We start from the raw sequence: 25,958 nt of genomic DNA, 5'->3' as shown, positions 1-25,958 counted from the left end.
ACTCAGGACGTTTGATGGAATTTCTCGATTTACCCGCAAGCAACGCCGCGCGCGGCACGGTGCGCCTCCCTGGCTCANAAAGCATTTCCAATCGCGTGCTGCTGCTGGCGGCGCTCGCGCAAGGCACGACCATCGTGCGCGCGCTGCTCGATTCCGACGACACCCGGGTCATGCTCGATGCCCTGCGCGCGTTGGGCGTGGGCGTCGCGCGCGTGAGCGATTCCGACGACTATGAGATCACCGGCGTGGGTGGCGCGTTTCCGGTCAAGCAGGCCGAACTGTTCCTGGGCAATGCCGGCACCGCGTTCCGTTCGCTGACCGCCGCGTGCGCGTTGTCGAGCGGCGAGTATGTGCTGAAAGGCGTCGCGCGGATGCACGAGCGGCCGATCGGCGATCTGGTCGATGCTTTGCGCAAGCTGGGCGCGCGTATCGACTATCTCGGCCAGGAGGGATTTCCACCGCTGAAGATCCATCCGGCGGAGATCGCCGGCGACACCACCGAAGTACGCGGCGATGTATCGAGCCAGTTTCTCACCGGCCTCCTAATGGCCTTGCCGCTGCGCCAGCGCAATACCACGATCGAAGTGGCGGGCGAACTGATTTCCAAGCCCTACATCGGGATCACGCTGGCGATGCTGCGCCGCTTCGGCGTCGAGATCGCGCGCGATGGCTGGCAAACCTTCGGCGTGCCGGCGACGGCGCGTTACCAGAGCCCGGGCGAAATCTGGGTCGAAGGCGACGCCTCGTCAGCCTCCTACTTCCTCGCTGCGGGCGCCATCGGTGGCGGCCCGGTGCGGGTGGAGGGCGTGGGGCGCGACAGCGTGCAGGGCGACGTGCGTTTTGCCGACGCGCTGGCAAAGATGGGCGCGCAGATTGCGATGGGGCCGAACTGGATCGAGGCGAGCGCACCGGCCGATGGCCGCCTGAAAGCGATCGACCTCGACTGCAACCATATTCCCGATGCCGCGATGACGCTGGCGGTCGCAGCGCTGTTTGCCGACGGGGTGACCACGCTGACCAACATCGCCAGCTGGCGGGTCAAGGAAACCGACCGCATCGCCGCGATGGCAACCGAGCTGCGCAAGGTCGGCGCGACGGTGGAGGAGGGCGCGGATTTCATCCGCATCACCCCGCCTCACGCCTCGCGCCTTACGCCTCACGCTGTGATCGATACCTACGACGACCACCGCATGGCGATGTGCCTGTCGCTGGTGACGCTGGGCGGCGTGCCGGTGCGCATCAACGACCCGGCGTGCGTCAACAAGACCTTCCCGACGTATTTCAAGACATTTGCGGGGATTGCCCAATGAACGCCGCCTCACCCCTCACCCCTCACCNCCTCACCCGTGATCACCATCGACGGCCCCTCGGCCTCGGGCAAGGGCACCGTCGCCGAACGGGTGGCGACGGCGCTGGGTTTCCATTTTCTCGACAGCGGCGCGCTGTACCGGCTGACCGCCCTGTCGGCGATGAAGCAGGGCGTGGCGCTGGACGACGAAGCGCGGGTGGCGGAGTTGGCGGCCAATTTGCCGGCAAGCTTCCACGACGGCTCGGTCTGGCTGGCGGGCGAGAACGTGACCGATGCGATCCGTGCCGAAGCCGTGGGCGAAGGCGCCTCGAAAGTGGCGGCCCTGCCGGCGGTGCGCGCGGCCCTGCTGGACCGCCAGCGCGCCTACCGCCNNAGCCCCGGGCTGGTGGCCGACGGCCGCGACATGGGCACCGTGGTGTTCACCGGCGCAGCGGCCAAGGTCTTCCTCACCGCCAGCGCCGAGGCGCGTGCCGAACGGCGCTATAAGCAGTTGATCGAAAAGGGGAACTCTGCTAGTCTAACGGCCCTTGTTGCGGATATGCAGGCCCGCGATGCGCGCGATTCCGCCCGCACCGTTGCACCGCTGAAACCCGCGCCGGATGCGCTGTTGCTCGACACGACCCATATGGATATCGAGTCGGCGGTGCAGGCGGTGCTGGCGCACTACGCTTTATGCAAGCGCAACGAGCAATGAAGTAATCAACCGTGTCAGACCTGCGCCCGCAGGCTGGCGATGTGCAACTAACCCCGTCCTCACCGACGGACAAGAAGGTTCTTAATGTCTACTGCTACCGCTGCTTCTGCCCCCGAGTCCATGGAAAGCTTTGCCGCCCTGTTCGAGGAATCCCTCGAGCACCAGGAAATGCGCCAGGGTGAAGTCATCACCGCCGAAATCGTCGGCATCGACCACAACTTCGTGACGGTGAATGCCGGCCTCAAGTCCGAGAGCCTGATCCCCCTCGAAGAATTCAAGAACGACCAAGGCGAGATCGAAGCCAAGGTCGGCGATTTCGTTGCGGTCGCCATCGAGTCGATCGAAGACGGCTTCGGCGCCACCAAGCTGTCGCGCGAGCGCGCCAAGAAACTGGCCGCATGGCTGGATCTGGAAGCCGCGATGAACGAAGGCCGTATCGTCACCGGCATGGTGCAGGGCAAGGTCAAGGGCGGCCTGACCGTTCTGGTGGGCGGCCTGCGCGCCTTCCTGCCGGGTTCGCTGGTGGACATGCGTCCGGTCAAGGACACCACGCCCTTCGAATACAAGGAAATGGAATTCAAGGTCATCAAGCTCGACCGCAAGCGCAACAACGTCGTGGTGTCGCGCCGTGCCGTGCTGGAAGAGACCATGGGTGCCGATCGCGAAGCGATGATGGAAAACCTGAAGGAAGGCTCCATCGTCAAGGGCGTGGTCAAGAACATCACCGACTACGGCGCGTTCGTGGACCTGGGCGGCATCGACGGCCTGCTGCACATCACCGACATGGCCTGGCGCCGCGTCAAGCACCCGTCCGAAGTGGTGCACGTCGGCCAGGAACTGGAAGCCAAGATCCTGCGCTACGACACCGAGAAGAACCGCGTGTCGCTGGGCATCAAGCAGTTGGGCGATGATCCGTGGGTCGGCATCGCGCGCCGCTACCCGCAGGGCACCCGCATGTTCGGCAAGGTCGCCAACCTGACCGACTACGGCGCGTTCGTCGAGATCGAAGAAGGCATCGAGGGCTTGGTGCACGTCTCCGAAATGGACTGGACCAACAAGAACGTCAGCCCCTCCAAGATCGTGCAGCTGGGCGACGAAGTCGAAGTCATGGTGCTCGACATCGACGAGGACAAGCGCCGCATCTCGCTGGGCATGAAGCAGTGCAAGTCGAACCCGTGGGAAGACTTCTCGATGAACCACAAGAAGGGCGACAAGGTCAGCGGCGCGATCAAGTCGATCACCGACTTCGGCGTGTTCATCGGCTTGCCGGGCGGCATCGACGGCCTGGTTCACCTGTCCGACCTGTCGTGGAACGTTCCCGGCGAAGAAGCCGTGCGCAACTTCCGCAAGGGCCAGGACGTGGAAGCCGTGGTGCTGGGCATCGACCTCGAGCGCGAGCGCATTTCGCTCGGCATCAAGCAGCTCGAAGGCGATCCGCTGACCAGCTACGCGTCGGGCCACGAGAAGGGCAGCATCGTCAAGGGCACCATCAAGACCGTGGAGCCCAAGGGCGCCACCGTGCAGCTGGACAGCGACATGGAAGGCTACCTGCGTGCCTCCGAAGTCTCGCGTGACCGCGTCGAAGACATGCGCAGCCACTACAAGGAAGGCGACGAGATCGAGGCCATGATCATCAACGTGGATCGCAAGAACCGCGTGATCAACCTGTCGATCAAGGCCAAGGACATGACCGAGCAGGATGCGGCGATGAAGAAATTCTCGGCCGAATCCGCAGCGGCAGCCAGCGGCTCGACCAACCTCGGCGCGCTGCTGAAAGCCAAGCTCGACAACAAGAACGCCGAGTAATCCATGACCAAGTCCGAGCTGATTGCTCAACTGGCGGCGCGACATTCGCAATTTTCGGTTGCGGATATCGAGATGGCGGTGAAGACGATCCTCGACGCGCTGGCGAAAAACCTGTCGCGCGGGGAACGTATCGAAATCCGCGGTTTCGGCAGCTTCAGTCTGAGCTTTCGTCCCGCCCGTCTCGGGCGCAACCCCAAGTCTGGCGAGCGCGTGCAGGTGCCGGCCAAGTATGTGCCGCACTTCAAGGCGGGCAAGGAGTTGCGCGACCGGGTGGATTTTCCGCTCTAGGCATGGTTGTGGGAGCGTCGTGCGATGCCATACGTGCGTCGGCGCCTTCGTACTCACGACCGGCCCGCGGCCGGTAGATCCGGTCAGGACAGCAAGACCCACAAGACGGCGCCGCAAGGCGCCGTTTTCTTTGGCGATTGGCGCCGCGCGGGTAAAATGGGCGAACTTCCTGGCGCATACACATGAAAAATTTCACGCACTATCTGGGCTTACTGGCAAAACTGCTGGTTTTTCTGCTGGTGCTGGGCTTTGCCCTGAAAAACAGTCATAGCGTGACCTTTTACTCCTATCTGGATTATGTGTGGCAGGCGCCGCTGATCGTCATGCTGGGGCTGGCATTCATCCTCGGCGCCCTGATCGGGGTGCTCGCCTTGCTGCCCACACTGTTTCGGCTACGGCGCGAACTGGGCCGCAAGCCGAAGGCGGCCGAGCTGGATACGGTCACGCAAACCGATCTGCCCGTCGTATAAGCCCATGGAATTCGAGTTCTGGTGGCTGCTGGCGTTTCCCCTGTTTNTTGTGCTGGGCTGGCTGGCCGCACGGGTGGACATCCGGCAGGTGGTGACCGAGTCGCGTGCGCTGCCCAACTCGTATTTCCGCGGCCTGAATTTTCTGCTCAACGAGCAGCCCGATAAGGCCATCGAGGCCTTTCTCGAAGTCGTCAAGCTCGAACCTGAAACCATCGATCTGCACTTTGCGCTGGGCGGCCTGTTCCGCCGGCGCGGGGAACTCGATCGCGCCATCCGCATGCACGAAAACCTGCTGGAACGCGAAGGCCTGGCCGAAGAACAGCGCCTGCGCGCAATGAGCGAACTGGGCCAGGATTACCTCAAGGCGGGGCTGCTCGATCGCGCCGAGCAGGTGTTCACGAGGCTGCTGAAAACGCCACAGCACGGCCTGGCACGTACCTACCTGCTGGAAATCTACGTGCAGGAGAAGGACTGGCAGAAGGCCATCGACGCCGCGCACATACTGGAAAAGGACACCAGCAAGCCGCTCAACGCCGACATCGCCCACTTCCATTGCGAACTGGCGCTGCTCGAATCGGCCCGGGGCAATACTGAAGCCGCCGTCGCCCAGTTGCAGCAGGCACTGTCCATCAACCGCCAGTCGGTGCGCGCCAACCTGATGGCGGGCGACCTCGACGCGGCAGCGGGGCGGCACGAAGCTGCTATTGCCGACTGGCGTCTGGTCGAAACGCAAAGCGCGGCCCATATGGCATTGGTCGTGGATCGCGTACTCGGCAGCTACCGTCTGTTGGGGCGGCTGGACGAAGGCGTGCAGTGGCTGCGCGCCCTGTATGCCCGGCAGCCGTCGCCGGACGTGTTCAATGCGCTGTATCTGGCGGTGGCCGAAATCGAAGGTGCTACCGCAGCCAGCCAGCTTGCGCGTGAGGAATTGCGGCGCAATCCCAGCCTGCGCACGCTGGACCGCCTGCTCGAAGCCGAGCTCGTCAATGCAGAGCCTGAGATGCGCGAACTGTTGCAGGTGGAAAAGACCCTAGTGGCCTCGCATAGCCAGCGCATGATGCGTTACCAGTGCGGCAGTTGCGGTTTCAAGGCGAAGCAGTTCTTCTGGCGTTGCCCGGCCTGCGGGCGCTGGGACAGCTTCGATCCCGAGCGGAGCGAAGCGTGAGTGGGGAGCAGTCAGTAGTGAGTGAAAGGGACGAGGTGAATTCGACCAAGATCATCGTGGCGCTGGATTATGCGGACGCGACGTCGGCATTGGCGCTGGTGGCGCGGCTTGATCCGGCGTTATGCCGGCTCAAGGTGGGCAAGGAGTTGTTCACCGTGGCCGGACCGGAACTGGTGCGTACGCTGGTGGCGCGCGGCTTCGATGTCTTTCTCGACCTGAAATTCCACGACATTCCCAATACCGTGGCGGCGGCGTGCCGGGCAGCGGCTGGACTGGGCGTATGGATGATGAACGTGCATGCCTCGGGCGGGCGCCGCATGATGGCGGCGGCGCTGGATGCGCTGGCAGGCCTCGAACAACGGCCGCTCCTGATTGCCGTGACGGTACTGACCAGCATGGGCGCCGAGGATCTGGCCGAGGTCGGCGTGGCCGATGCGCCGGCCGACCAGGTGCTGCGGCTGGCGCGGCTGACACAGGCTTGTCAGCTCGATGGCGTGGTCTGTTCGGCGCAGGAGGCCACCATGCTGCGCGCCGATCTGGGCGCAGATTTCCGCCTGGTCACGCCGGGGATCCGGCCGGCCGGTGCCGAAACCGGCGACCAGCGCCGCGTGATGACGCCGGCAGAAGCCCTGCGCGCGGGCGCGACCGATCTAGTGATCGGGCGCCCGATCACCGCCGCAACCGATCCTCTGGCTGCGCTCAAACAGATACAGTCCGATATACAGAATTCTTAGGGAGAAGACGCTTTGAAAATCACGGTAATTGGAACGGGCTATGTGGGCCTGGTGACGGGGACCTGTCTGGCCGAAGTGGGCAATGAAGTGCTGTGCCTCGACGTCGACCCCAACAAGATCGAGATCCTGAAATCCGGCGGCATTCCGATCTATGAGCCAGGGCTGGAAGACATGGTGAAGCGCAACGTCGCGGCCGGTCGCCTGTCCTTTACCACCGACATCAAGGAGTCGGTGGCCTTCGGCCAGATCCAGTTCATCGCCGTCGGCACGCCGCCGGATGAGGACGGCTCGGCCGACCTGCAGTACGTGGTGGCGGCGGCGCGCAGCATCGGCCGCCACATGAGCGACTACAAGCTGGTGGTCGACAAATCCACCGTGCCGGTCGGGACCGCCGACAAGGTGCGTGCCGCACTGACGGAGGAGTTGGCCAGTCGTGGCGCGGCAATCGAATTCAATGTCGCGTCCAACCCTGAATTCCTGAAGGAGGGCGCGGCGGTCGACGACTTCATGAAGCCCGACCGTATCGTCATCGGTACCGACAGCGAGCGCGCCACGGCACTGTTGCGTCAGCTCTACGCGCCGTTCCAGCGCAACCACGACCGCCTCACCGTGATGGACGTGCGCAGCGCCGAGCTGACCAAGTACGCCGCCAACGCCATGCTGGCGACGCGCATTTCCTTCATGAACGAGTTGGCCGTCCTGGCCGAAAAGCTCGGCGCCGACATCGAGCAGGTACGCCATGGCATTGGTTCCGACCCGCGCATCGGCTATCACTTCCTGTATGCAGGCTGCGGCTACGGCGGCTCGTGTTTTCCCAAGGACGTGCAGGCCTTGCGTCGCACCGGCCAGGAAAACGGCATTCCCTTGCGCGTGCTCGACGCGGTGGAAGAGGCCAACGACGCGCAGAAGCACATCCTGGTCAACAAGCTGACCGCGCGCTTCGGCACCGACCTCAAGGGCAAGCGCTTCGCCATGTGGGGTCTCGCGTTCAAGCCGAATACCGACGACATGCGCGAAGCCNCCAGCCGCACCATGCTCGAAGCGCTGTGGGCGATGGGAGCGAGCGTGTCGGCCTACGATCCGGCCGCAATGGAGGAAACGCGCCGCATCTACGGCGAGCGCGCCGACCTGCTGCTGGTCGACAGCCCGATGGACGCGCTGAAAGGCGCCGACGCGCTCTTGATCGTCACCGAATGGAAGGTCTTCCGCAGCCCCAACTTCGACACCATGAAGTCGCTGCTGAAGACACCGCTGGTATTCGATGGCCGCAATCTCTATGAGCCGCAGGCGATGCGCGAGATGGGCTTCGATTACCTGCCGATCGGCCGTCAGTAATGGGGATACCCAATGTCGCTGCGTGACGCCATCCGCCGTGCCCGCGTCCTGGTGGTGGGCGACGTGATGCTCGATCGCTACTGGTTCGGCGATGTCTCGCGCATCTCGCCCGAGGCGCCGGTGCCGGTGGTGCACGTCACACGCAACGAGGACCGCATTGGTGGCGCTGGCAACGTGGCACGCAACGCGGCGGCGCTCGGTGCGCAAGTCACGCTGCTGTCGGTGGCGGGGCGTGACGAGGCCGGACAGGCCCTGCGAGCCCTGCTCGAGGCCGAGTCGTTCACCGTGCATCTGCACGAAGATCCGGCATTCTCCACCATCACCAAGCTGCGCGTCATCGGCCGCCAGCAGCAGCTGCTGCGCGTCGACTTCGAGACCCAGCCCGGCCACGAGGTGCTGGCGGCCAAGCTGGAAGCCTATGCGCAACTTCTGGCCGACTGCGACGTGGTGATCCTGTCGGACTATGGCAAGGGTGGGCTGACGCACGTCACCCGCATGATCGAACTGGCGCGTGCGGCGAACAAGCCCATCCTGGTCGATCCCAAGGGCGACGACTGGGCGCGCTATACCGGCGCCACGCTGATCACCCCCAACCGCAGTGAATTCCGCGACGTGGCCGGTAGTTGGAAATCCGAGGCCGAGCTCGCCGACAAGGCCGCGGCCGTGCGCGCGAGCTTCCAGCTGGAGGCCTTGCTGGTGACGCGCAGTGAAGAGGGCATGAGCCTGTTCGACGCAGCCGGTGCGCATCACGAGGCCACCCGTGCGCAGGAGGTGTTCGATGTCTCCGGCGCCGGCGACACCGTGATCGCCGCCTTTGCCGTGGCGCTGGCGGCTGGAGCGAGCGGCGTCGAGGCCGTTAGGCTGGCCAACCGTGCAGCGGGCATCGTGGTCGGCAAGTTCGGCACTGCGGTCGCCACCGCAGACGAAGTTTTCAAGGAAACAACATGAGCCAGTATACCGTCGTCACCGGCGCCGCCGGATTCATCGGCGCCAACATCGTCAAAGCGTTGAACGAACGCGGCGAGACCAACATCATCGCGGTCGACAACCTGACCAAGGCGGACAAGTTCAGGAACCTGACCGACTGCGAAATCGCCGACTACTTCGACAAGGTCGAATTCCTCGACCTGGTCGAGGAGGGCGTGCTCGACGGCGCCGTGGCGGCCATCTTCCACGAAGGCGCGTGTTCCGACACCATGGAAACCGACGGGCGCTACATGATGGAGAACAACTACCGCTACTCCAGCGCACTGCTGAAGTTCTGCCAGGACGAAGGCGCGCAGTTCCTCTACGCCTCGTCGGCGAGCGTGTATGGCGCGGGGCGCGTGTTTTCAGAATCGCGCGAATTCGAGTCGCCGCTCAACGTCTACGGCTATTCCAAGTTCTTGTTCGACCAGAGCGTGCGGCGCCTGTGGAACGACCGGACGGCGCAGATCGCGGGCTTTCGCTATTTCAACGTTTACGGCCCGCGCGAGCAGCACAAGGGGCGCATGGCCTCGGTGGCGTTCCACTTCTTCAACCAGTACCGTGCCGAGGGCAGGGTGAAGCTGTTCGAGGGCTGCGATGGCTATCCCAACGGCGAGCAGCGGCGCGATTTCGTCTCGATCGAGGACGTGGTGCGGGTCAATATGTGGTTCCTCGACCACCCGGACGTGTCGGGCATCTTCAACGTCGGCACCGGACGCTGCCAGAGCTTCAACGACGTCGCGGTGGCGGCGGTCAACGCATGCCGCGCCGCGGAGGGCCAGCCGGCGCTGACGCTGGAACAGATGCAGGCCCAGGGCCTCGTCAGCTACATCGCGTTTCCTGAGGCACTCAAGGGCAAGTACCAGAGCTATACCGAAGCCGATATCTCCGCGTTGCGCGGGGCGGGGTATGATGCGGCCTTTTACAGCGTGGAAGAAGGCACTTCCCGCTACATCGAACACCTGTTGAAGACATGAGTACCTACAAGACCATCGAGGATACGGTTGGCAACACGCCGCTGGTGCGCCTGAAGCGCATGCCCGGCCCGACCAGCAACACGATTCTCGTCAAGCTCGAAGGCAACAATCCGGCCGGCTCGGTGAAGGACCGCCCGGCGCTGTCGATGATCGATGCGGCCCAGGCGCGGGGCGAGATCAAGCCCGGCGACACCCTGATCGAGGCGACCAGCGGCAACACCGGCATCGCACTGGCGATGGCGGCGGCCATGCGCGGCTACAAGCTCATCCTGCTCATGCCCGAGAATGCCTCGATCGAACGCCAGCAGACCATGCGTGCGTTCGGTGCCGAATTGCAGCTGGTGAGCAAGGAGGCCGGCATGGAAGGCGCGCGCGACCTCGCGATCGCGATGGAGAAGCAGGGTATCGGCAAGATCCTCGACCAGTTCGCCAACCCCGACAATCCCGCCGCCCACTACCGTACCACCGGCCCCGAGATCTGGCGCGACACGCAGGGTACGATCACCCACTTCGTCTCCAGCATGGGCACCACCGGCACCATCATGGGCTGCTCGCGTTACCTCAAGGAACAAAACCCCGCCATCCAGATCGTCGGCGTGCAGCCCACCGAAGGGTCGCAGATTCCCGGCATCCGCAAATGGCCGGACGAGTATGTGCCGCAAATTTGTGACTACGACCGTGTCGACCACATGATCTATGTGAGCCAGTCGAATGCAGAGGAAACCACCCGCCGCATGGCGCGCGAGGAAGGCATCTTCGCCGGCGTCTCGTCCGGTGGCGCGCTGTGGGCTGCGCTGCAGCTGTCCAGGGAGGTTCAGAACGCCGTCATCGTCTCCATCGTCTGCGACCGCGGCGACCGCTATCTGTCGACAGGCGTATTCCCCGCTTGATGTGTGGTTTCAAGAATCGTAGCGAGCGGGCGTCAGCCGGGTGCGCTCGGAGCGCAGGAACCGGAATGTACATGGAAGTACATGAGGATTCCGAGCACCGGACGCGCCGGATCACGTCCGCGCAGTAGATTATTGAATCCACACATGGCCAAAGCCAAGACGATCTACACTTGCACCGAATGCGGCGGACAGTCGCCCAAGTGGCAGGGTCAGTGCNCCCACTGCAACGCCTGGAATACCCTGGTCGAGACCATCGCCGAATCAGCGAAACCGCGTTTCGCCGCGTTGGCGGCGACCAGCACCGTGCAACTGCTGCATGACGTCGAGGCCTCCGAGGAAAGCCGCATCGCCACCGACATCGGCGAACTCGACCGCGTGCTTGGCGGAGGCCTGGTGCCGGGCGGGGTGGTGCTGATCGGCGGCGACCCCGGCATCGGCAAGTCGACGCTGCTGTTGCAAGCCCTGGCCGGTCTATCCGGCAACCTGAAAACGCTCTATGTCAGCGGCGAGGAATCGGCGCGCCAGGTCGCGCTGCGCGCACGTCGCCTGAGCCTGCCCGAGACGACGTTCCCGGTGCTACCGGAAATCCGTCTCGAAGCCATCCTGGCGCAGCTTGCCGAATTGAAGCCCGAAGTCGCGGTGATCGACTCGATCCAGACCGTGTATTCGGAGTCGCTGACCTCGGCCCCCGGCTCGGTGGCGCAGGTGCGCGAATGCGCGGCGCAGCTCACGCGCCACGCCAAGCAGACCGGCACCGCGATCATCCTGGTCGGCCACGTCACCAAGGAAGGCGCCATCGCCGGCCCGCGCGTGCTCGAGCACATCGTCGACACCGTGCTGTATTTCGAGGGCGACACCGGCTCGAGCTTCCGGCTGGTGCGCGCGTTCAAGAACCGCTTCGGCGCGGTCAACGAGATCGGCGTGTTCGCGATGACCGAGAAGGGCCTCAAGGGCGTGTCCAACCCCTCGGCGATCTTCCTGTCGCGCCACGGCGAGCCGGTGCCCGGTTCGTGCGTGCTGGTCACGCAGGAAGGCACGCGGCCACTGCTGGTGGAAATCCAGGCGCTGGTCGATTCCAGCCACGCGCCGAGTCCGCGCCGATTGAGCGTCGGCCTGGAGCAGAACCGCCTCGCCATGCTGCTCGCCGTGCTGCACCGCCACGCCGGCATCGCCTGCTTCGACCAGGACGTGTTCGTCAACGCCGTCGGCGGGGTGAAGATCAGCGAACCCGCCGCCGACCTCGCCGTGCTCGCCGCCATCGTGTCCTCGCTCCGCAGCCAGCCGCTGCCCGACAAGCTGGTGATGTTCGGCGAAGTTGGCCTCGCCGGAGAAATCCGCCCGGTACAGCGCGGCCAGGAGCGCCTGAAGGAAGCCGCCAAACTCGGCTTCACCCAGGCCATCGTGCCGGCCGCCAACCAGCCCAAGCAGAAGATCGCCGGCATGACGGTGCATGCGGTGCAGCGGCTGGACGAGGCGATCCGTTTGTTCAGGGAAAGCTGAGCGTTTTCATTCCATGACCTCGCCCGCGCATAGTTTTCCCCTTCACGGTCCTGGGCTGCGCGGTGCCAGGCGCCCTCGCGTGGCCATCGTCGGCCGCACCGGCAGTGGCAAGCACAGCATTNTTCGTGCGGCCGCCAGTACGTCCACCCACCACGAGCGTCTGGCCGGCATCGGGCCTGCGTATGAGGAATGCCTGGTCGAGGTGGGGATCGACCAGATTTCCCTGGTCGCCTTGCCCGCCATCGGCGGCCTGCACCATCTGGATGCGGACGCCTGTGTGACGTTGAAGTATCTGTTGTGGGGCGACCGCTGGCCGGCCATCGCGCAGCACGAAGCGCATCAGCCCGACAACACGTTTGCCGCCCCCGACGTGCTATTGGTGGTGATGGATGCCACGGCGCTGGAACGTGATCTCGAGCTCGCGCTGGAGTTGATGCAGCTGGGGAGGCCGATGGTGTTTGCGCTCAACCGCATGGACGAGGCACGTGCCCGGCGACGCTTCATCAATGTGCGCGCCCTGTCGGCCCAACTGGGCGCGCCGGTGGTGCCGACCGTGGCGCACATGGGCATCGGCCTGGCCGATCTGTATACCACCGTGGTGCACGTCGCCCGCGAAGCACGATTTCTGCAACCGCATCCGGCGACTCCGCCCTACAGTGCGCACATCGAAGCGCAATTGCGGGCCATTGCCGAGATCGCGCGCCAGCCGGACGTGGCGGCGGCCTTCGCAGTCCCCGAGACGCTACTGACGCTACAGCTCGCGGAAAACGACGGCTATTTCGCACAGGAATTGCAGGCGCATTTTCCCGATCGCTACGCGGCCTTGCTCGCCGCGCGCGCCATTGCCGATGCGGCCTTGCCGCGCCGGCTGGCGGAGGAGCTGCATGCCGATCGGCATCACCGCGCCGCCCTGCTGACCGAGGCGGCGACCCGCCCCGGTCAGGAAGGCGCGCCGCCGCGCTGGCAGGTGTGGGCCGACGATCTTTTCCTGCATCCGCGCTGGGGCTTCGTCGGCACGCTGGCGGTGTTCGCGCTGGTGCTGCTGTTCGTATTCGAGGTGAGCGCCGTGCTCGACAGCCTGACGGTCGCGCGCCTGATCGCGTGGGCCGAGCCGTGGCAGCCGACCGAACTCACGGGCGTGCTCGGCCGCGCGGTGCTCGACGGCTTCATCGGTCTCGCCGGCATCGTCATTCCCTACATGATTCCATTGGTGTTGCTGCTGGTGTGGCTGGAGGAATCCGGGATCATGCACCGCGTGGCCTTCGTGGTCGATCGCGGCTTCCATCGGCTGGGGCTGCACGGCGGCGTCGCCCTGCCGTTCCTGATGGGGCTGGGCTGCAACGTGCCTGCACTGGCTGCGACCGCGGCCGTCACCCACGGCCGCGACCGCACGGTGGCTTCGCTCCTGATCACCTTCCTGCCATGTTCGGCGCGCTCGGCCATCATCCTGGCGGTGGGTGGAAAATATCTCGGCGGTTTCGGCGTGTTCGCCCTCTTCATGCTCGCGCCCGTCGTCGTCAGCCTGGTCGGCAAGCTCCTGAAGCGCCGCTATCCCGAGACCACGCCAGGCATGATCCAGGAAATTCCCGCCTACGCCGTGCCCACCCTGCGCGCCTTGCTGGCCAATACCTGGGAGCGCAGCCGCGACATCGTCACCATCGTGCTGCCGCTCCTGGTGGCGGGCAGCGTGGTGCTGGCACTGCTGAGCCATTACGGCGCCGATGCCTGGGTCAATCTCACGCTCACGCCGGTGACGGTGTGGTGGCTGGGGCTGCCGGTGGCGCTTGGGGTGCCGATCCTGTTCGGCGTGCTGCGCAAGGAACTGTCGCTGCTCATGGTGTTCCAGGCGCTCGGCACGCAGGAGCTGGCCAGCGTGCTCGACACCACGCAGATTGCCACCTTCTTGGTGTTCCTGACTTTTTACGTGCCCTGCGTGTCCACTTTCGCCATGATGCTTAAGCTGCTCGGCCGGCGTGACGCGCTCTATTCGGTCGCGCTTTCCATCGGCGTGGCGCTTGCCGTCGCGGCGGTGGTGCGCGGGGCGCTGGAACTGGCGGGGTGGGTGTTGTAGCGGCGGTGTCTTCGGGATGACCGTCTAGGTCAACCCATCACCTGCCCATGCTCCCGCGTGTCGTGGAACGCGACCTTGGGCCAGCGCTCCTGCGCCAGTTGCAGATTCACCCGCGTATCCGCCAGATAGACCAGATTGCCGTCGACGTCCTTTGCCAGCTTCAGCGTATTGGCCTTGGTGAATTCAGCCAGGTGCTGGGCATCCGGGCAGGTGACCCAGCGCGCGGTGTGGATGCCGGCGTTCTCGAAGGTGGCGTCGACGCCGTATTCGGTTCTCAGCCGATGCGCAACGATCTCGAACTGCAGCGGGCCGACGGCGCCGATCAGGAGCGTGTTGTCAGCGAAGGGNGCAAACACCTGCACCGCGCCTTCCTCACCGAGTTCCAGTAGCCCCTTGTTCAGCTGTTTGGCACGCAACGGGTCTCGCAGGCGGGGCTTGGAGAACAGTTCCGGCGCGAAGTAGGGGATGCCCTTGTACTGCAGGGCCTCGCCTTCGGTGAGGGTGTCGCCGATGTGCAGCTGGCCGTGGTTGTGGATGCCGATGATGTCGCCGGCCACGGCGTCTTCCATGCGGGTGCGCTCGTTGGCCATGAAGACGACGGCGTTGGCGATCTTCATGTCCTTGCCGGTGCGGCGGTGGCGCACCTTCATGCCGGGGCTGTAGCGGCCCGAGCAGACGCGGAAGAAGGCGATGCGGTCGCGGTGCTGCGGATCCATGTTGGCCTGGATCTTGAACACGAAACCGGTGAACTTGGGTTCGGTGGGGTCGACTGTGCGTTCGATCGCTTCGCGCGGCAGCGGCGACGGTGCCCAGTCGGACAGCGCGCGCAGCACTTCGCGCACGCCGAAGTTGTTGATGCCGGAGCCGAAGAAGACGGGGGTTTGTTTGCCGGCGAGAAAGTCGTCGATGTTGAAGGTGGCCCCAGCGCCGCGCACCAGTTCGATCTCGGACAAGAGCGTGTCGGCTTCGAGCGGAAAGCGCTCCCGCAACGCCGCTTCGCCCAGCCCCTGCAGCGATTCGAACTGCTGGCCGGCGTTTTCCTCGCCGGCCTTGAAGCGCAGGATCTCGTCGTGGATCAGGTGGTAGACACCCTGGAAGCGCTTGCCCATGCCGATCGGCCAGGTCACCGGCGCGCAGTGGATCTTCAGGATCGACTCGATCTCGTCGAGCAGTTCCAGCGGCTCGCGCACCTCGCGGTCGAGCTTGTTGATGAAAGTGATGATGGGCGTATTGCGCATCCGGCACACTTCCAGCAGCTTGATCGTCTGCTCCTCGACGCCCTTGGCGGCGTCGACCACCATGATGGCGGCGTCGACCGCGGTGAGCACGCGGTAGGTGTCTTCCGAGAAGTCCTTGTGGCCGGGNGTGTCGAGCAGGTTGAACACGCAGTCGTCGTAGGAGAACTGCATCACCGAGCTCGCGACCGAAATGCCGCGTTCCTGTTCCACGGCCATCCAGTCGGAGGTGGCGAACTTGCCGCTCTTCTTGGCCTTGACCGTGCCGGCCATCTGGATCGCGCCGCCGAACAGCAATAGCTTCTCTGTGAGTGTGGTTTTACCCGCATCGGGGTGCGAGATAATTGCAAAAGTGCGGCGTTTCCTGACGTCGCGTACCAGGGCGGGATCGCCGGTTTGTGCCGGCGCGGTCTGAGTGGATTCCATCGGGGAGGGCAGGCTGATATGAAGCAAGCCGCAATTTTAAGCTATTTCACGCGACAGCCCGGCCCGATGTCGTGCCTGGCAAGTATGGTGTTGCCGCTGCTCGATAAGAAATCAGGCTATATTTGCCGGACCCTTGATAAAAATAAATATTGGTCTTGAAATCCCCCGCCTCCTGCTGCCCGTTGTCGCCTTGGCCGTGCTGCTTGCACTGGCGACCATGGCCTGGCAATGGCGCGTCGGACTGGAGGGCACGCACGATCAGCGCGTCGTCAGGGTGGGGCTCTACGAAAACGCACCCAAGGTCTACACCGACGCGAACGGCCAGCCAGCTGGCCTGTTCGTCGAACTGCTGGACGCGATGGCGCGCGACGAAGGCTGGCAACTGCGCTATATCCCATGCCAGTGGTCGAGCTGCCTCCAGCAGCTGGCACTTGGGCAGATCGACCTGATGCCCGATGTGGCCTTCTCGAGCGAGCGCGCCCAGCGTTACGATTTTCACGGCGTCTCGGTCGCCAGCAGCTGGTCCCAGGTTTACAGCGCCNCCCACTTGAAGGTGCAATCGCTCACCGATCTTGCCGGCCGGCGCATCGCCATTCTGCAGGGCGGGATCCAGCAAGCCTTCTTCGCCCAGTTGATGGCGGGCAGCCACCTGGCCTACCAGGCCGTGCCGGTGACGTCGCTGGACCAGNGGTACGCCGCCGTGGCGGCGGGTGAGGCCGATGCGGTGGTGACCAACAGTTTCTATGCCGCGCGCAATGGCGACCAGTACAAGTTGCAGGAAACACCAATCGTCTTTCTGCCATCGACCCTTTACTTTGCGACGACGAAAGGCCGCAACGCCGATCTGCTGGCGCGCATCGATGCGCATCTGACCGCCTGGCGGCACGATCCGGATTCGGTTTATTTCGAGGCCCTGCATCGCACGATGGCGGCGGCGTCCGCCACGCGGATACCACGCTGGGTGCGCTGGTCGCTGGCCGGGCTGGCGGCGGCAATGCTGCTGCTGCTGTTGATCAGCCTGCTACTGCGCTGGCAGGTGGACCAGCGGACGCGGGCGCTGGTCAGGACGACGCAGGAGCTGGAGCGCCAGCGTGCCGATCTGGAGCGGCTGGTGGCGGAGCGCAGCGGCGAATTGCAGGCCCTGTTCGATTCCGCCAGCGTGGGGATCGTGCTGGCGAAGGAGCGGGTCGTCGTGCGCAGCAACCGGCGTATGGACGAACTGTTCGGCTGTGCGCCGGGCGAGCAGGTCGGCCGGTCGACGCGCATGTGGTATGCCGATGACGCCAGCTTCATCCAGGTCGGCCAGGAGATGTATGCGCAGATCGCGCGGGGCGAAACCCATGTGCGCGAGCAACCGGTCGTGCGCAAGGACGGCAGCCGCTTCTGGTCCCGGATGTCGGTGCGCAGTGTCGATCCCGCCGATCCGTCCAAGGGGGTAGTGGGCATCATCGAGGACATCACGGCCGAACGCGCCGCCATGGAGGCCATGCGCACGGCCAAGGCCCTGGCCGAGGAGGCGACGCGCATGAAGTCGGATTTCCTGGCCAACATGAGCCACGAAATCCGCACCCCGATGAACGCCATCCTCGGCATGCTCTATCTGGCGCTCAAGGGCGACCTGGCGCCCAGCCTGCGCAACCACCTGACCAAGGCACAGGGCGCGGCGCATTCGCTCCTCGGCATCATCAACGACATTCTCGATTTTTCGAAGATCGAGGCCGGCAAGCTGGAGATCGAAAGCGTCGAGTTCGGCCTCGACGGGGTGATGGAACAGTTGGCCGACGCGATCAGCTACCAGCTCGAGCACAAGGGCATCGAATTCCTCATTCGTTATGACGTGTCGATCCCGCCGGTGCTGATTGGCGATCCGCTGCGTCTGGGCCAGGTGCTGCTCAACCTGTGCGGCAACGCCGTGAAATTCACCGAGCAAGGCGAAGTCGAACTGGCGCTCAGCGGCATCGACCTCACCGATACGGCGCTCACCCTGCAGGCCTGCGTGCGCGACTCCGGCATCGGCATGACGGCGGAGGTGCAGTCCCGGCTGTTCGAGAAATTCACCCAGGCCGACCAGTCGACCACGCGCCGTTTCGGCGGTACCGGCCTGGGACTCGCCATTTCCAGGAATCTGGTCGAACAGATGGGCGGCCGCATCTGGGTGGAGGATTCGCAGCCGGGGGTGGGGACGACGATCTGCTTCACGGTCCGGTTTCTGATCGCCCAGCAGGCCGAGGCGCGGCGGCGCGAGCTGGTGGAGCAGGCGGGCCCGCTGCTCAAGGGGATCCGTGTCCTGGTGGTGGACGACAACGAAGTGTCGTGCGAAATCCTGGCGGGGATGCTGCGCTTCTTCCATCTCGACGTGGAAACGGCGCAAAGCGGTCCCGAGGCGCTGACGGCGCTCAAGGCGGCAGGCGACGCGCCCTTCGACCTGGTGCTGATGGACTGGCGCATGCCGGGGATGAACGGCGACGAGGCGACGCAGCGCATCCATCGCGACCTGCCCGGCCCGCACCAGCCCAAGGTGGTGATGGTGACCGCCTACGGGCGCGAGGACGTGATCCGGCTGGCCGAGCAGGTGGGCGTCAACGGCTTTCTCATCAAGCCGGTGTCGCCGTCGACGCTGCTCGACACCATCCTCTCGGTGCTGGGGCGCGGACGCATCCTCGGCCCGGACGACCGGCTTCGCGGCAACCCGCTGGATCACGCGGTGTCCGCCGGCCAGCTGGCCGGCGCCCGCCTGCTGCTGGTCGAGGACAACGACATCAACCGCGAATTCGCCACCGAGCTGCTACGCAGCGAAGGCATTGAGGTAGACGTGGCCGTGAATGGCCAGGAGGCGGTCGAGAAGGTGCGGATGCAGGATTACGATGCCGTCCTGATGGACATCCAGATGCCGGTCATGGACGGCCTGGAAGCGTCTCGCCGGATTCGTGCGCTGGCAGCGGCGCCTGGCGGCGAGCGATTCGCCACGCTGCCGATCATCGCCATGACCGCGCTGGCCATGGTGCAGGATGCCGAAAAGAGCCAGAGCGCAGGGATGAACGACCACGTTACCAAACCGGTGGCGCCCGACCGGCTGCTGAGCGTGTTGGCGAAATGGCTGCACCTGCGGGTGCCCCGTGGTGGCGCGGCGGTACATGCCGCGCCGGAACGGCACATGGAGGATATCCCGCCCGCGCTGCGGGCGCTCGCCAGTCTCGACGCGAGCGAAGGCATTCGCCGCATCGGCGGCAAGGTCGAGGCATACTGCAGGCAGTTGCGCCGTTTTCGCGAGCGCTATGCCGACGCCGGCGAGGAACTCCAGCGGCTGCTGGCGCAGGCGNGCCTGCAGCAGGCGGAAGCGTATTGCCATGCACTGAAGGGCGTCACCGGGAATATCGGGGCCACAGCGCTGTACGAGAAAGTGGGCGAGGTCGACACGCTGCTGAAGCAGGAGACGATGCCTCCCNCGGCCGTGCTGGCGGACTTGCAGGCGCGACTGCAGGCGGTGATGCAGGATATCGACAGCCTGGCATCCCGACTTCCGCCGGCCCCCGTGCCTGCTGCCGAGCCGCTCGATGCGGCCGGGATTCGGGCGCGGCTGGACCGTCTGGCGCGGGCCCTGGACGGCGACCTGGGGGCGGCGGAGCCCNTGTTGCTGGAACTGCGCGCGGGCGTGTGCGGTACGCCGCTGGAAGCCGAGATCGCAGCACTGGCCGCCCAGGTCGATGTTTTCGCCATCGATGAAGCACGGATGCAGCTCCGTACGCTGCTGGAACGCCTGAAATCGGAAACGGAGTGAGCCTATGACGCAATCCGCCCCGGGTCGCCCCCGCATTCTCATCGTCGACGACGNNCACGAGAATCTGCACGCGCTGATGCATGTCCTGCGCGACGACTATGCGATCATTGCGGCCACCAGCGGCGAGAAGGCTCTCCAGCTTGCCCAGCACCAGCCACCGCCCGACCTGATCCTGCTCGATATCCGCATGCCGGGCATGGACGGCTATTCCGTGCTGGCCCACCTGAAGTCGCACCCCGCTACCGCGGACATCCCGGTCATGTTCGTCACGGCGCAGGACGATGCTACCGACGAGGCGCGCGGCCTCAGGCTCGGCGTGGCCGATTACCTCGTCAAGCCGGTCAATCCGGAACTGCTGCATGTGCGCATCCGCACCCAGCTCGAATTGCAGCGCTACCGGAAGAACCCGGTGATGTTCGACATTGCCGAGCATGCCGATCCGGAACGCCCGCCCTCGCTGCTGGTGGTCGACGACATTCCGGAAAACATCCATGAGCTGCTGGAAGCGCTGAAGGACGACTACCGGATCCTGGTCGCCCGCACCGGCGCCAGGGCGATCGAGCTGGTCGAAGGGCCGACGCCGCCCGACCTGGTCCTGCTCGACATCATGATGCCGGAGATGGATGGCTACGAAGTCTGCCGGCGCATCAAGGCGACGCCGGCCGGCAACCGCATTCCGGTCATCTTCGTCACAGTGGTCGATGCGACGCAGCAGAAGGTCAGGGGATTCAGCATCGGCGCGGCCGACTACATCACCAAGCCGTTCGACATCGACGAGGTGCGCGCGCGCGTGCGCACGCACCTCGAGCTTGCCCGGCTGCGCCATTTTCTCGAGGACCAGGTGGCGCAGCGCACGGCCATGCTCGAGCAGAGCGAGGAGAAGTACCGCATCCTGGCCGACTATTCGCCCAACTGGGAGTACTGGCTGGCCNCCGACGGCAGCTATCTCTATGTGTCGCCGGCTTGCCAGGATGTATCGGGCTACGCCCCCGCCGATTTCTTCGCCGACGCCGGCCTGATGGAGAAGATCATCCATCCGGACGATCTGGAGGCCTGGCGAAAGCAGGGTCCATGCGCGTCCAGTGCCAATCCGGAACTGCTCATCTTCCGCATCCGCGCCCGCGACGACGGCGAACGCTGGATCGAGCATGTATGCCGGAAGGTACATGACGCGACAGGCAAGGCGCTGGGCGTGCGCGGCTCCCATCGCGACATCACCGATCGCCAGCGGGCCGAGCAGAAGCTGGATTTCTTCGCGCACCGCGATCCGCTGACCGGCCTGCCCAATCGCGCGCTGTTCGCGCAACTGCTGGCACAGGCCGTCCTCAATGCCGAACGCAGCCAGGGCCGGTTTGCCCTGTTGTTCCTCGATCTCGACAGCTTCAAGACCGTCAACGAGAGCCTCGGCCACAGCGTGGGCGACCAGCTGCTGGTCGAGGTGAGCAAGCGCCTGCTGGACCTGCTGCCCGATGGCAGCGTGATCGCCCGTATCGGCGGCGACGAGTTCTACATCATCGTCGAGCGCGGCATGAGCCTGCCCGGCATCGATCTGGTCGCCCAGCACATGATCGATGCGCTGGGCGAACGCTTCCAGCTGGACGGCAAGCAGATCTACACCGGCGCGAGCATCGGCATCGCGCTGTATCCGGCCGATGGCCGCGATGCCGCGACCCTGCAGAGCAGCGCCGACGCCGCACTCCACCAGGCCAAGGCGCAGGGGCGGGGTGTCCTGCGCTTCTTCTCGCCGGAGATGACCAGCCGCTCCAAGGAGCGCTTGACGCTCGAAGCCGACCTGCGCCGCGCGCTCGAGCGGCAGGAACTGTGTCTGTACTACCAGCCGCAGGTCGATCTCACCAGCGGCGAGATCGTGGGTCTTGAAGCGCTGGTGCGCTGGCAGCACCCGGAGCGGGGCATGATCCCGCCCGACGCATTCATCCCGCTGGCCGAGGAAAGCGGCCTGGTGGTGCCGCTCGGGGATTGGGTATTGCGTGCGGCATGCCGTCAGATCCGGGGCTGGTCGGATAGCGGACGGGCGCCCAGGCAGGTTTCGGTGAACGTTTCCGCCGTCCAGCTCAACCGGGGACATCTGGTCAAATCGGTGAAAGAGGCGTTGCAGGAAAGCGGGATCGCCCCCGCGCAGCTCGAGCTTGAAATCACCGAAAGCTTCGTCCTGATGGACCGGGACCAGTCCTTCAAGGCGCTGGCCGAACTCAAGGCCTTGGGCGTATGCCTGTCGATCGACGATTTCGGCACCGGCTATTCCTCGCTGGCCTATCTTCAGCAGCTGGCGGTACACAAGCTGAAAATCGACATTTCCTTCGTGCGCGACGTGACGACCAACAGCGGCAATGCCTCGATCGTCAAGGCCGTGATCGCCATGGGCCACAGCCTCGGGCTCGAGATCATCGCCGAGGGCGTGGAGGACGAGGAGCAGGCGCGCTATCTGCGCGCGTTGAAATGCGACGTGATGCAGGGCTACCTGATCAGCCGGCCGTTGCCAGCCGACGATATGACACGTTTCATGGGATCGTTCAAGCCGGCCTGAGGGAGGTGCCGGGACGGCCCGGCCTGCTGAAAACACTTCCCTTATTCCCGCATAGAAAACTTCGATTGAGAATGCGCACTTGGCCGTGGCGGCAGGCATGGCCTTCGAGTACCATTTCAGGGATTCACTTATATGAAATGCCCGACCGTCCGGGGCGGTTTTTCGGGCGGTTTCAAATGATTTTGCATCCATTGGATGGAGGAAACAACAATGACGGAGCATGTTGCGACCAACGAGACGATTCTCGTGGTGGGCGGCGGGATTTCCGGCATGACCGCCGCGCTCGAAGCGGCCGAAACCGGCAAGAACGTCGTTCTGGTTGAGAAANATCCCGCACTGGGCGGACGGACTTCCCAGTTGTATCGCTACTTCNCCAAGCTGTGCCACCCCACCTGCGGTCTGGAAATCAACCTGCGCCGCCTCAAGAACAACNCCCGCGTGCGCGTGCTGACACTGGCCGAAGTCTCCGGCATCGAAGGCGGTACCGGCGACTATACCGCCACCATCAAGATCAAGCCGCGCTACGTGAACGAGAACTGCACCGCCTGCGGCGATTGCGGGCGCGCTGTCGAGACGATGGTGGACGATCCGTTCAACTACAACCTCGGCCAGCACAAGGCGGCCTACCTGCCGAATGCGATGGCCTATCCGCAGCGCTACGTGCTGGACCCGGCGATCATCGGTACCTCCGATGCGGACAAGGCCAAGGCCGCCTGCAAGTACGGCGCGATCGACCTCGACATGCAGGAGGAGACGATCCAGGTCAAGGCTGGCGCGGTGGTATGGGCGACCGGCTGGCAGCCCTACGATGCGGCGAAAATTCAGCCTTACGGCTACGGCCGCTTCAAGAACGTCATCACCAGCGTCGAATTCGAGCGCCTGGCCGACATCCACGGCCCCACCGGCGGCAAGATCCTGCGCCCCAGCGACGGCAAGGAAGCGAAGAACATCGCCTTCATCCAGTGCGCCGGCTCGCGTGACGAGAACCACCTGCGCCACTGCTCGCGCATCTGCTGCATGGCGTCGCTGAAGCAGACGCACCATGTGCGCGAGAAGTATCCGGAAGACGGCAAGTCGACCATCTACTACATCGACATTCGCGCCATCGACCGCTTCGAGGATTTCTATCAANAAATCCAGGCCGATCCCTCGGTCAGCTTCATCAAGTCCAAGGTCGCGAAGATCACCGAAGACGAGCAGGGCAACCCGGTGTGCTGGGGCGTCAACACCGAAGGCTATAAGCGCTACACCACGCCGCACGATCTGGTGGTGCTGGCGGTCGGCATGGAACCTTCAGTCAAGGGCATCAACATTCCCGGCCACATCGTGGCGGATTCGAGCGGCTTCATCGAAGCCGATCCGGCCAACGGTGCCGTGTTCGGCGCCGGTTGCGCGTCGAATGCGCTGGACGTGAACCGTGCCGTGCAATCGGCCACCGCGGCGGCATTGCGCGCCATCCAGGTGGTCAACAAAGTAGCGAAGGCGGAGGCGTAAACAATGGCTGACATCAAAGTCGCAGCGTATATCTGCAAGGGCTGCGGACTCGGCGAGCGTCTGGATACGGACGCATTGGTCAAGATCGCACAGAAGGACGGCAAGGTGCCGCTGGCGAAATCGCACGATTTCCTGTGCAACGCCGACGGCGTGGCGATGATCAAGAACGACATCGCGAACGAAGGCGTCACCCATATCATGATCGGCGCCTGCTCGCGCCGCGCCAAGACCGAAGCGTTCTTCTTCCCCGAAAACGCGGTGGCGCGTGCCAACCTGCGCGAAGGCGTCATCTGGATCCGTCCCGATACCGAGGAAGCGCGCGAAACCACGCAGGACATGGCGGAAGACTACATCCGCATGGGTTGCGCCGAAGTGAAGGCGATGACCGCACCCGGCGGCAACACCAATACCGGCAGCAGCAAGACCCTGCTGGTGGTGGGCGGTGGCGTGACCGGCATGACGACCGCGATCGAAGCGTCGAAGACCGGTTATTCGGTGGTGCTGGTGGAAAAGTCCGGCGAACTCGGCGGCTGGGCCGGCAAGCTCTACAAGCGCACGCCGGTGCACGAGCCTTTCAAGTCGCCGGCCGATACCGGCGTGGCCGACCTCGCCTCCCTGGTGATGGGCGACAGCAACATCAAGGTCTACCTCAACGCCACCATCGCCAAGACCGATGGTGCGCCGGGCCGTTTCGTGGTCGACATCGCCACCGAATCGGGTGCGACGCACACCGAAGACATCGGTGCGATCGTGCAGGCAACCGGCTTCACGCTGTACGACATGAACAAGCTGCCCGAGCTCGGCGGCGGCAAGTCGCCCAACGTGGTCGACCAGGCCGGTCTCGAAGCGCTGGCGAAAGCGGCTGCGGCAGGAGACGGCATCATTCGCCGTCCGTCGGACAACCAGCCGGTGAAATCGGTGGTGTTCGTGCAATGCGCCGGCCAACGCGACCCGACCGGCACGCACCTGTCCTACTGCTCGGGCTTCTGCTGCAACGCCAGCATCAAGCAGGCGATGTACTTCAAGGACGCCAACCCGTCCGTCGACACCACCATCATCTACACTGACCTGCGTACCNCCGGCAACGGCGAGGACTTCTACCGTAGCGCGCAGGAGAAGGGCGTCATCTTCACCAAGGGCAAGGTCGCCGAAGTGGTACCCGGCGGCAATACCAGCACGGTGAAATTCCATGACCTGATCCTCGATGACAAGGATGCCGCCGTGGCAGACGTCGACCTGGTGGTGCTGGCCACCGGCCAGGTGGCGAACTCGGGCATCAACATCGATGCCCTGACCAAGCCGCAGGTCGAAGGCCAGGAAGGCGAGCCGTCTGCCGAAAGCGCCGCAGTGGAAGTGAAGCCGATTTCCATCCTCAACCTGACCTACCGCCAGGGGCCGGACGTGCCGCAGCTGAAGCAGGGCTTCACCGATTCGCACTTCATCTGCTTCCCTTACGAAACCCGCCGTACCGGCATCTACACGGCCGGCCCGGTGCGCCGCCCGATGGACATCGCGCAGGCGCGCGAGGATGCCACCGGTGCCGCGCTGAAGGCGATCCAGGCACTGGAAAATGCCGAGCTCGGCCGCGCCGCGCATCCGCGTTCGGGCGACCTGTCGTTCCCGAAGGTGCGTCTCGAAGGCTGCACCCAGTGCAAGCGCTGCACAGTGGAATGTCCGTTCGGCGCCATCGACGAGGACGAAAAGCGCTTCCCGGTATTCAATGAATCGCGCTGCCGCCGTTGCGGTACCTGCATGGGCGCCTGCCCGGTGCGCGTGATCTCGTTCGAGAACTACTCGGTCAACACGGTCGGTGCGCAGATCAAGGCGGTCGACATCCCTGACGAGTTCTCGGAANAACCGCGCATTCTGATCCTGGCGTGCGAGAACGACGCCTACCCGGCGCTCGATATGGCGGGCATGAGCCGCAACGAGTACTCGGCCTTCGTGCGCATCATTCCGATCCGCTGTCTCGGTTCCGTCAACACCATCTGGATCACCGATGCACTGAACGCCGGCTACGACGGCGTGATGCTGATGGGGTGCAAATCCGGGGACGAATATCAGTGCCACTTCGTCAAGGGTTCCGAACTGGGGCGTGTGCGCATGTCCAAGATCGATGACACGCTGAAGACGCTGAATCTGGAATCGGAGCGTGTGCGCGATCTCGAAGTCGCCATCACGGACATCGAGCGGGTGCCCGACATGATCAACAAGTATGCCGCCGAGCTGGTTGCCGTAGGCCCCAGCCCGTTCAAAGGCTTCTAACAGGAGACCC

The 25,958-nt window shown here is 64.6% G+C and carries 18 protein-coding genes and 1 other RNA gene; 17 read left to right on the top strand and 2 right to left on the bottom strand.

Annotated features, from left to right (window positions below):
* The first annotated feature begins 14 nt into the window (after positions 1-14).
* The 11 genes from aroA (at position 15) to cysM (ending at position 10,634) form a co-directional block, all read left to right on the top strand.
* Positions 15-1,310, top strand: coding sequence for a 3-phosphoshikimate 1-carboxyvinyltransferase (gene aroA, locus HZY77_RS05840; protein ID WP_296819676.1), 1,296 nt, complete (start codon positions 15-17; stop codon positions 1,308-1,310).
* 36 nt (positions 1,311-1,346) lie between these two features.
* Positions 1,347-2,003: a (d)CMP kinase gene (gene cmk / locus HZY77_RS05835; RefSeq protein ID WP_296819673.1), complete on the top strand. Its 657-nt coding sequence runs from the start codon at positions 1,347-1,349 to the stop codon at positions 2,001-2,003.
* A gap of 84 nt (positions 2,004-2,087) precedes the next feature.
* On the top strand, positions 2,088-3,809 hold the full coding sequence (rpsA, locus tag HZY77_RS05830) for a 30S ribosomal protein S1 (RefSeq protein ID WP_296660996.1): 1,722 nt from the start codon (positions 2,088-2,090) through the stop codon (positions 3,807-3,809).
* Between the two features lie 3 nt (positions 3,810-3,812).
* Positions 3,813-4,097, top strand: coding sequence for an integration host factor subunit beta (locus HZY77_RS05825; protein WP_059757474.1), 285 nt, complete (start codon positions 3,813-3,815; stop codon positions 4,095-4,097).
* Between the two features lie 182 nt (positions 4,098-4,279).
* Complete coding sequence (locus HZY77_RS05820) at positions 4,280-4,567, top strand: LapA family protein (RefSeq protein WP_296635817.1); 288 nt, start codon at positions 4,280-4,282, stop codon at positions 4,565-4,567.
* Positions 4,568-4,571: 4 nt separating this feature from the next.
* Complete coding sequence (gene lapB, locus HZY77_RS05815) at positions 4,572-5,732, top strand: lipopolysaccharide assembly protein LapB (RefSeq protein WP_296819670.1); 1,161 nt, start codon at positions 4,572-4,574, stop codon at positions 5,730-5,732.
* 35 nt (positions 5,733-5,767) lie between these two features.
* Positions 5,768-6,466 (top strand): orotidine-5'-phosphate decarboxylase, encoded by a 699-nt coding sequence (pyrF, locus tag HZY77_RS05810; RefSeq protein ID WP_296820843.1) that lies wholly within the window; start codon positions 5,768-5,770, stop codon positions 6,464-6,466.
* A gap of 12 nt (positions 6,467-6,478) precedes the next feature.
* Positions 6,479-7,801, top strand: a complete 1,323-nt coding sequence (locus HZY77_RS05805) for a UDP-glucose/GDP-mannose dehydrogenase family protein (protein WP_296819666.1) — start codon at positions 6,479-6,481, stop codon at positions 7,799-7,801.
* A gap of 12 nt (positions 7,802-7,813) precedes the next feature.
* On the top strand, positions 7,814-8,749 hold the full coding sequence (rfaE1, locus tag HZY77_RS05800) for a D-glycero-beta-D-manno-heptose-7-phosphate kinase (protein ID WP_296819663.1): 936 nt from the start codon (positions 7,814-7,816) through the stop codon (positions 8,747-8,749).
* A complete protein-coding gene (gene rfaD / locus HZY77_RS05795; protein WP_296635828.1) occupies positions 8,746-9,744 on the top strand; it encodes an ADP-glyceromanno-heptose 6-epimerase in 999 nt (332 codons plus the stop codon). The genes rfaE1 and rfaD overlap by 4 nt, the downstream gene beginning before the upstream one ends.
* Complete coding sequence (gene cysM, locus HZY77_RS05790; RefSeq protein ID WP_296819660.1) at positions 9,741-10,634, top strand: cysteine synthase CysM; 894 nt, start codon at positions 9,741-9,743, stop codon at positions 10,632-10,634. Before rfaD ends, cysM begins: the two co-directional genes overlap by 4 nt.
* A 6-nt stretch (positions 10,635-10,640) precedes the next feature.
* On the opposite strand, the gene HZY77_RS05785 is transcribed toward cysM, so the two are convergent.
* A non-coding RNA gene (locus HZY77_RS05785) (sX9 sRNA) lies at positions 10,641-10,717 on the bottom strand.
* Between the two features lie 61 nt (positions 10,718-10,778).
* On the opposite strand from HZY77_RS05785, the gene radA reads away from it, so the two are divergent.
* Both radA and HZY77_RS05775 read left to right on the top strand, forming a co-directional pair.
* Positions 10,779-12,134, top strand: coding sequence for a DNA repair protein RadA (radA, locus tag HZY77_RS05780; RefSeq protein WP_296819657.1), 1,356 nt, complete (start codon positions 10,779-10,781; stop codon positions 12,132-12,134).
* A 79-nt stretch (positions 12,135-12,213) separates the two neighbouring features.
* Positions 12,214-14,205: a ferrous iron transporter B gene (locus tag HZY77_RS05775; protein WP_296819656.1), complete on the top strand. Its 1,992-nt coding sequence runs from the start codon at positions 12,214-12,216 to the stop codon at positions 14,203-14,205.
* A 29-nt stretch (positions 14,206-14,234) separates the two neighbouring features.
* Here the strand turns inward: HZY77_RS05775 and HZY77_RS05770 are convergent, their stop codons facing one another.
* A complete protein-coding gene (locus HZY77_RS05770; protein WP_296819655.1) occupies positions 14,235-15,866 on the bottom strand; it encodes a peptide chain release factor 3 in 1,632 nt (543 codons plus the stop codon).
* 217 nt (positions 15,867-16,083) lie between these two features.
* On the opposite strand from HZY77_RS05770, the gene HZY77_RS05765 reads away from it, so the two are divergent.
* From HZY77_RS05765 to HZY77_RS05750, 4 genes are all read left to right on the top strand, one after another.
* On the top strand, positions 16,084-19,644 hold the full coding sequence (locus HZY77_RS05765; protein ID WP_296819654.1) for a response regulator: 3,561 nt from the start codon (positions 16,084-16,086) through the stop codon (positions 19,642-19,644).
* Between the two features lie 4 nt (positions 19,645-19,648).
* Positions 19,649-22,189: an EAL domain-containing protein gene (locus HZY77_RS05760; RefSeq protein ID WP_296819652.1), complete on the top strand. Its 2,541-nt coding sequence runs from the start codon at positions 19,649-19,651 to the stop codon at positions 22,187-22,189.
* A 210-nt stretch (positions 22,190-22,399) separates the two neighbouring features.
* The gene (locus HZY77_RS05755; RefSeq protein ID WP_296819650.1) at positions 22,400-23,683 is read left to right on the top strand and encodes an FAD-dependent oxidoreductase; all 1,284 of its coding nucleotides are present in this window, start codon (positions 22,400-22,402) and stop codon (positions 23,681-23,683) included.
* 3 nt (positions 23,684-23,686) lie between these two features.
* Entirely contained in the window at positions 23,687-25,948 is a 2,262-nt protein-coding gene (locus tag HZY77_RS05750) for an FAD-dependent oxidoreductase (protein WP_296819648.1), read from the top strand.
* The last annotated feature ends 10 nt before the right edge of the window (positions 25,949-25,958 follow it).

It is taken from the genome of Thiobacillus sp. (genome assembly GCF_013693775.1).
Taxonomy (GTDB): domain Bacteria; phylum Pseudomonadota; class Gammaproteobacteria; order Burkholderiales; family Thiobacillaceae; genus Thiobacillus.
The sequence above is the reverse complement of the archived record's forward strand: the minus strand, read 5'-3'. Positions and strand labels throughout refer to the sequence as shown.